Genomic DNA, 6530 nt, shown 5'->3' on the forward strand with positions numbered 1-6530 from the left:
TGACCGAGGGCGCGCCGCTGGGGATGGGGCGGCACGGGTCAACCACCGTATACTGCCACCCCCACCCCGGAGGACCGTCACCGCACCCAACAGCCCCGCGCAGCGGACACAAACCGCCCCGCCCCGCGCAGCGGAAACGCAGACAACAAGCCAGCGCCGCAAGGCGCAAAGACAGCAACCCGCGCGGCGGGAGAGCCAACAACGTGGGGCTCACCCCACGGGAACCCCGGCCTCAAGGTGCAAAGGACACCCCCGCTCCCGCGCCCGCAGCGCCCAGCGGAGGCGTTTTAGGCGGACCGGTGGCAGCATCGTCTCGGCCTCGGACTCCGTGACGAAGCGCCAGTCGCGGAGTTCGGCGCCGGGGAGGCGGAGTTCCTGGATGCGGTCGTCGGTGAGGGTGCCGCCGTCGAAGAGGAGGCGGAGGCCGCCGAAGCCGGGGGGCTTGGGGGCCTCCCAGTCCAGGACCAGGAGGCGTGGCGCGCACGGGAGTTGGATGCCGAGTTCCTCGGCGACCTCGCGGATGCCGGCGTGGGCGGGGGCCTCGCCGGGTTCCACGATGCCGCCGGGGAACTCCCAGCCGGGCTTGTACGTCGGGTCGACGAGCAGCACGCGGTCCTGGTCGTCGAAGAGCAGCACCCCGGCGGCGAGGGTCTCCGCGCTCGGCTCGGGGGTCTGCACGATCTCGCAGGCGCCGGCGCCGGTGCGGACGGCCTCGGCGACCCGCTCGGCGGTCTGACGCGGCGTCAGCGCCGTGGTGTCCACGACGTGCGCGTCGTTCTTGAGCCAGTCCAGGGCCTGCGCGTAGGGCCCGAGGTGCGCCAGGCTCCAGCGGCGGACGGCGGCGTTGCCCTCCGGGTCGTCGGCGGTCTCCTCGCGGTGCGCTATCCGCTCGCGCAGGATCGTTTCCTCCGCATGAAGCAGAACGTGGAGGACCGGTATCCGGCGGGCGGCGAGGGAGCCGAAGATCTCGTCGCGGTACTCCTGGCGCAGCAGCGTCATCGGCGTGACCAACGGGCCCGGCACCTCGGTGAGCAGCGCGGCCGCGGTGTCCACGACCAGCCGCCGCCAGGACGGCAGGTCCTGGTAGTCGTCGACCTGCTCGAACCGCTTGGCGGGCAGCATCAACCGCAGCCCGCTGCCGAGGAGTTCGGGGGCGTAGAGCGTGCTTCCGGGAAGCAGGTCGAGCAGTTCATGAGCCGCAGTGGTCTTGCCCGCACCGAACGTGCCGTTCAGCCAGACGATCACGGTTTCCCCTCTTCCCTAGACCCAGGTTGAGTTGCCCGCAACACCCTGCCACGGAAACGCTCGGGACCACGGGCCGCGCGCGGGGCCGGGAACACCGCTGGAGGAACACACCGCACGAGGACGCCCGTTCGTCTCCCCCGCCGCGAAGCCCCGGCAAACAAGCGCTCCCCCGCCCCTCCAGCACCGAAACCCCCGCCCTGGGACCGCGTCCGACCGGCCGTCGGCGGGTCGGTACGTCGCATATGCCGGAGTCCCATGGGCGGGAGGGGAGTCGGGGCGCGTCCTATGGGCGTGCGCGCCTCGTGGAGCCCGTGAACGTCCGGGATCCAGAATCCCGGGGCCGGCACCGCCCCTCAGCAGACCCGCAGCCCGGGCACCGGTTGGTCGTTCGCGCCGCCGGTCAGGTACACCACGCTGACGTAGACGCCCGCGTTGCCGTTGTCGTCATCGGTCTTGGCCCACCAGACGTTGGTCCACTTCCCGTACGTCTCGCGGCGGCCCAACTTGGCCTGACAGTAGAAGTAGTTGGTGCCCGCGTTGACGTGGCCGACCTGCTGGAAGGAGGCGGTGTACGACGTCGCGGCGCGCCACACGGCGCAGTTGGTCTTGCCGCCGCCGGCGTCGGTGCAGGACGGCGGCTGGGACGGTGCCCCGGTGCCGGCGCTGGCCCCGCCGGCCGCGGCCCCGGTGCCGCCGTTGGTCGTGCCGCCGTGCGCGCCGCCGGACGCGCCGCCGTTCGCCCCGCCCGAGGCGCCGCCGTGCGTGCCACCCTGGTTGCCGCCGGCGGCCGCCCCACCGGTCTGGCCGCCCTGGGCACCGGAGTTGGGGCTTCCGGGCGAACCGCTCGGGGACGCGTTCGCCGAGCCGGGCGGGGAGGCGCTGGCGGTCGCGCCGTCGCCGGCGTCGCCCTTGCCGGACGAGACGCTCGACCCGCCCGTCGACGGCGGGGCGGCCGGGGCCGCCGGCCGTCGCCCGTCGGCGGCGTCCCGGCCTCCGGAGCCGCCGCCACCGATCAGGGCGTAGGTGATCCCGCCGCCGGCGGCCAGTACGGCCAGGGTGGCGGCCACCGCCAGCAGCGCGCGCCGGCGCCGGCGGACCGGCACCCGCGCGGTCTCGCTGCCCGGGCCCGCCGGATACGGGTGCGGGCCGGTGGCGGCCGTCGAGGAACCGGCCGACGCCCCGTCAGCAGCGTGGCCGGACGACGCGTACGGGCCGGCCGGCGATGCGGTCGGGCCGCCCTGCGCACCCGGCCCGCCGAGCCAGCCGGGCGGCGGCGCACCCGCACCCGCGGGACGGGGCAGCGGGCCGACCCCGGCCGTCGCGTCCGTGGCGGTGGGCGCGTAGGGCGTGCCCGATTGCGGAACGGGCGGCAGCGCCACTCCCGGGTCGCGGCCCTCCGCCACCGCCCGGAGCATCTCGCGGGCCTGCGCTGCGGACGGGCGGTCGGCCGGGCTCTTGGCCATCAGCGCGTGCAGGACGGGCGAGAGCGGGCCGGCGCGCTGCGGCTCGGGCAGCGGTTCGCTGACGATCGCGGTGAGCGTCGAGAACACCGACGTGCGGCGGAACGGCGCGCCACCGCCCTCGACCGCCGCGTACAGCGTCATGCCCAGCGACCAGATGTCCGAGGCCGGGGTGGGGTCCATGCCCTGGGCCCGCTCGGGCGGCAAGTAGTCGAGCGAGCCGACCAGTTCGCCGCTGCGGGTGAGGTTGGTGGTGGCGCCGTCGCCGGGGGCCTCGATGCTGGCGATGCCGAAGTCGGTGAGCACCGCCCGGCCGCCACCGGGGCGCCCCCACCCCTCCAACAGGACGTTGCCGGGCTTGACATCGCGGTGCAGCACGCCGACCTGATGGGCGGCGTCCAACGCGTCCATCACCTCGGCGCCAATACGGGCGACCTCACGGGGCTCCACCGGACCGCGCTCGCCGATGGCGTCGTCCAACGACGGCCCGTCCACCAGCTCCATGACGATGACCGGGCGGCCGCCCTCCTCGATGACGTCGTGGACGGTCACCACCCCGGCGTGCCGGATGCGGGCGGCGGCCCGCGCCTCGCGCTGCATCCGGGTCCGCAGATCGGCGAGTTCGGGGCCGGAGGCGTCCGTGTAGGCCCGCAGCACCTTGAGCGCGACCTCGCGGCCCAGGACCTGGTCCTCGGCCCGGCAGACCACGCCCATGCCGCCGCGACCGATCCGGCCGGTGACGCGGTAACGGCCGCCGAGCACCCGCCCGGTCAGATCGTCGTCGACGCCGCGCTTCGGCCCACTACGGGCAGCCGACCGCGGCACCCCACCCGCCGGCCCGGCCCCCTGTGCGCCATCCGCCCCGTGCTGCTCGTGCTGCTCCCCCGAAGTCACCGTGCCGATCCCCTCGCTCCGCGTCCACGTGCCCCACCACGGCCCATACGCCCCGGATGCCGACGCCTGCGCCACGGCCCCGAGCGGCCCCCACCAGACTACGGGCCAGCGGGTCACCACCGCGCCCCCTAGGGTCTGTCCGATGGGTCAGGGTCGGGTAGGCCGGGGCGTCTGGTGCGGTGCATCGCAAGGCGCCGGAGCGGCCTGATAGCGGAGCTATTGGGACGTTTCGGCAACGCCGCGAGGTGCCGTGCCAGGCGTCACGGCCCCGGCCCTGACCCATCGGACAGACCCTAGGGTCTGTCCGATGGGTCAGGGCCCGCACGGTCGCCAAACTCCCGTGTGGCAGTGGGCTCCCGCCTGGGGCACCCCGGCACCAGCAGTCGAACTCCGGCCGCCCGCCTGGCCGGTGGAGCGGCGCCAGGCCGCCGTCGGGCGCTACGACGCAGGCGCGAACGCCGCGAGGCTGGTTCGCTGGGCGGCTGCCGCGGCGGCGCCGACGACGCCCGCGTCGGTTCCTATCTGGGCGGGGACCACGGTGAGTCCGGAGACGAAGGAGAGCGTCGCGTACTCGCGCAGAGCGGCGCGCAGCGGGGCGAACAGGACGTCGCCGGCGCCCGCGACGCCGCCGCCGATGACCGCTATGTCGATCTCGACGAGGGTGGCGGTGGCGGCGATGCCGGCGGCCAGCGCCTGGCCGGCCCGTTCGAAGGAGCGGAGCGCCACCCGGTCGCCGGCGCGGGCCGCGGCGGCGACCGCGGCGGCGCTGTCGTCCCCGTCGGGGCCCGGCCGCCAGCCGTTGGCCAGTGCGCGGCGGGCGATGTTGGGGCCGCTGGCGATCCGCTCCACGCAACCGCGCGCCCCGCAGGGGCACGGGTCCCCGTCCAGATCCACGCTGATGTGACCGATGTGCCCCGCATTGCCCGAAGGGCCGGGGTGCAGGCGCCCGTTGAGGACGAGTCCGCCGCCCACCCCGGTGGAGACCACCATGCACAGCGCGTTGTCGTGACCCCGCGCGGCGCCCTGCCAGTGCTCGGCGGCGGTCATCGCGACACCGTCGCCGACCAGCACCACCGGCAGCCCGCCGACCAGCGCCCGCACCCCGGCGACCAGCGGGAAGTCGCGCCAGCCGGGGATGTTGACCGGGCTGACGGTCCCGGCCGCGGCGTTCACCGGGCCGGCGCTGCCGATGCCGACGGTCGCCACCCGCGCCCACTCCGGGCCCGCGGCCAACTCCCGGACGACCCCGGCCACCGCGCGCATCACGGTGGCCCCGTCCTGGTCCGCGGGGGTCGGCCGGGCGGCCCGGACGAGGATTCTGCCGTGCGCGTCCACCAGGGCGCCGGCGATCTTGGTGCCGCCGATGTCCAACGCTGCGCTGAGGTCCGTCTGCATCGGTGTCGAATTCTCCTGGTGGGCCCGGGGGCCGGGGTACCGGCCCGGCGTGAGAGCGCCAGTCTTCCGGCAATTGACAACGTTGTCTAGGGGCTATGCTCGTCGCCACACGGCGGCAGCTCCGCACGCCCCTCCCGGCTGCCCGGTCGCGCACCCCCGCGCCTGGTTACCGCCCCGCCCCGTCTACCGGCAGACAGGACCGTACCCGTGATCGATCCCGCCCGCGGCACCTCCCATCGCTACGGCACCCGCCCCACGATGAAGGACGTCGCGGCGCGCGCCGGGGTCGGCCTGAAGACCGTCTCCCGGGTCGTCAACGGCGAAGCCGGCGTCACCCCGGACACCGAGCGCCGCGTCCAGGAGGCGATCACCGCCCTCGGCTTCCGCCGCAACGACTCCGCCCGCATCCTCCGCAAGGGCCGGACGGCCAGCATCGGCCTGGTCCTCGAAGACCTGGCCGACCCGTTCTACGGGCCGCTCAGCCGCGCCGTCGAGGAGGTCGCACGCGGCCACGGGGCCCTGCTGTTCAACGGCTCCAGCGCCGAAGACCCGGCGCGCGAACGGGAGTTGGCGCTGGCGTTGTGCGCCCGCCGGGTGGACGGGCTGGTCGTCATCCCGGCCGGCGACGACCACCGTTACCTGGAGCCGGAGATAGCCGCCGGCGTCGCGACCGTCTTCGTCGACCGCCCGGCCGGCCGGATCGACGCCGACGTGGTCCTCTCCGACAACTTCGGCGGCGCCCGGGCCGCGGTCGCCCACCTCATCGCGCACGGCCACCGCCGGATCGGCTTCATCGGCGACCAGCCGCGCATCCACACCGCCAAGGAACGGCTGCGCGGCTACCGCACCGCGATGGCCGAGGCCGGGCTGCCGATCGACGACTCCTGGGTCTCGCTCGGCTCCACCGCCCCGGACCGTGTCCGGGCCGCGACCGCGTCCGTACTGTCCGCGCCGGAACCGGTCACCGCCCTCTTCGCCGGCAACAACCGCGTCACCGTCACCGCCGTCCGCGTGCTGCGCGCGCACCCGCGCCCGGTCGCCCTGGTCGGCTTCGACGACTTCGAACTGGCCGACCTGGTCCACCCCGCGATCACCGTCGTCGCCCAGGACTCCGCCCAACTCGGCCGCACCGCCGCCGGCTTGCTCTTCCGCCGCCTCGACGGAGCGGCGGAGCCGGTTCAGCGACTGGAGATCCCTACGCGCTTGATCGCCCGTGGGTCCGGTGAGATTCCGCCCACGGGGTGACTTCCCACGTGGTTGGCTCTCCCGCCGTGCGGGTCCGCTGCGCTTGGCGGGCCTCCCACGTTGTTGGCTTTCCCGCCGTGCGGGTTGCTGTCTTTTTCGCCTTCGGCGGAGGGGTGTGTGGGGCGGGGGCGCCTCGTTGTCGGGCCGCCCACGTTGTTGGCTCTCCCGCCATGCGGGGTACTGCCTTTCCGCCTACGGCGGAGGGGTGTGTGGGGCGGGGGCGCCTCGTTGTCGGGCCGCCCACGTTGTTGGCTCTCCCGCCATGCGGGGTACTGCCTTTCCGCCTACGGC

Annotated in this window: 4 protein-coding genes; 1 reads left to right on the forward strand and 3 read right to left on the reverse strand. The window is 75.0% G+C overall.

The features are described from left to right. Positions 1–210: 210 nt before the first annotated feature. The 3 genes from ACFVFQ_RS23630 to ACFVFQ_RS23640 form a co-directional block, all read right to left on the reverse strand. The gene (locus ACFVFQ_RS23630) at positions 211–1245 is read right to left on the reverse strand and encodes an NUDIX domain-containing protein (RefSeq protein ID WP_383419238.1); all 1035 of its coding nucleotides are present in this window, start codon (positions 1243–1245) and stop codon (positions 211–213) included. Positions 1246–1598: 353 nt separating this feature from the next. Continuing rightward, positions 1599–3599, reverse strand: a complete 2001-nt coding sequence (locus tag ACFVFQ_RS23635) for a serine/threonine-protein kinase (protein WP_383419240.1) — start codon at positions 3597–3599, stop codon at positions 1599–1601. Between the two features lie 438 nt (positions 3600–4037). After that, entirely contained in the window at positions 4038–4994 is a 957-nt protein-coding gene (locus ACFVFQ_RS23640; RefSeq protein WP_383419242.1) for an ROK family protein, read from the reverse strand. 207 nt (positions 4995–5201) lie between these two features. Between ACFVFQ_RS23640 and ACFVFQ_RS23645 the strand changes: the two genes are divergently transcribed. Continuing rightward, positions 5202–6239 (forward strand): LacI family DNA-binding transcriptional regulator, encoded by a 1038-nt coding sequence (locus ACFVFQ_RS23645; RefSeq protein WP_383419244.1) that lies wholly within the window; start codon positions 5202–5204, stop codon positions 6237–6239. The last annotated feature ends 291 nt before the right edge of the window (positions 6240–6530 follow it).

The organism is Streptomyces sp. NPDC057743, assembly GCF_042798755.1.
Taxonomy (GTDB): domain Bacteria; phylum Actinomycetota; class Actinomycetes; order Streptomycetales; family Streptomycetaceae; genus Streptomyces.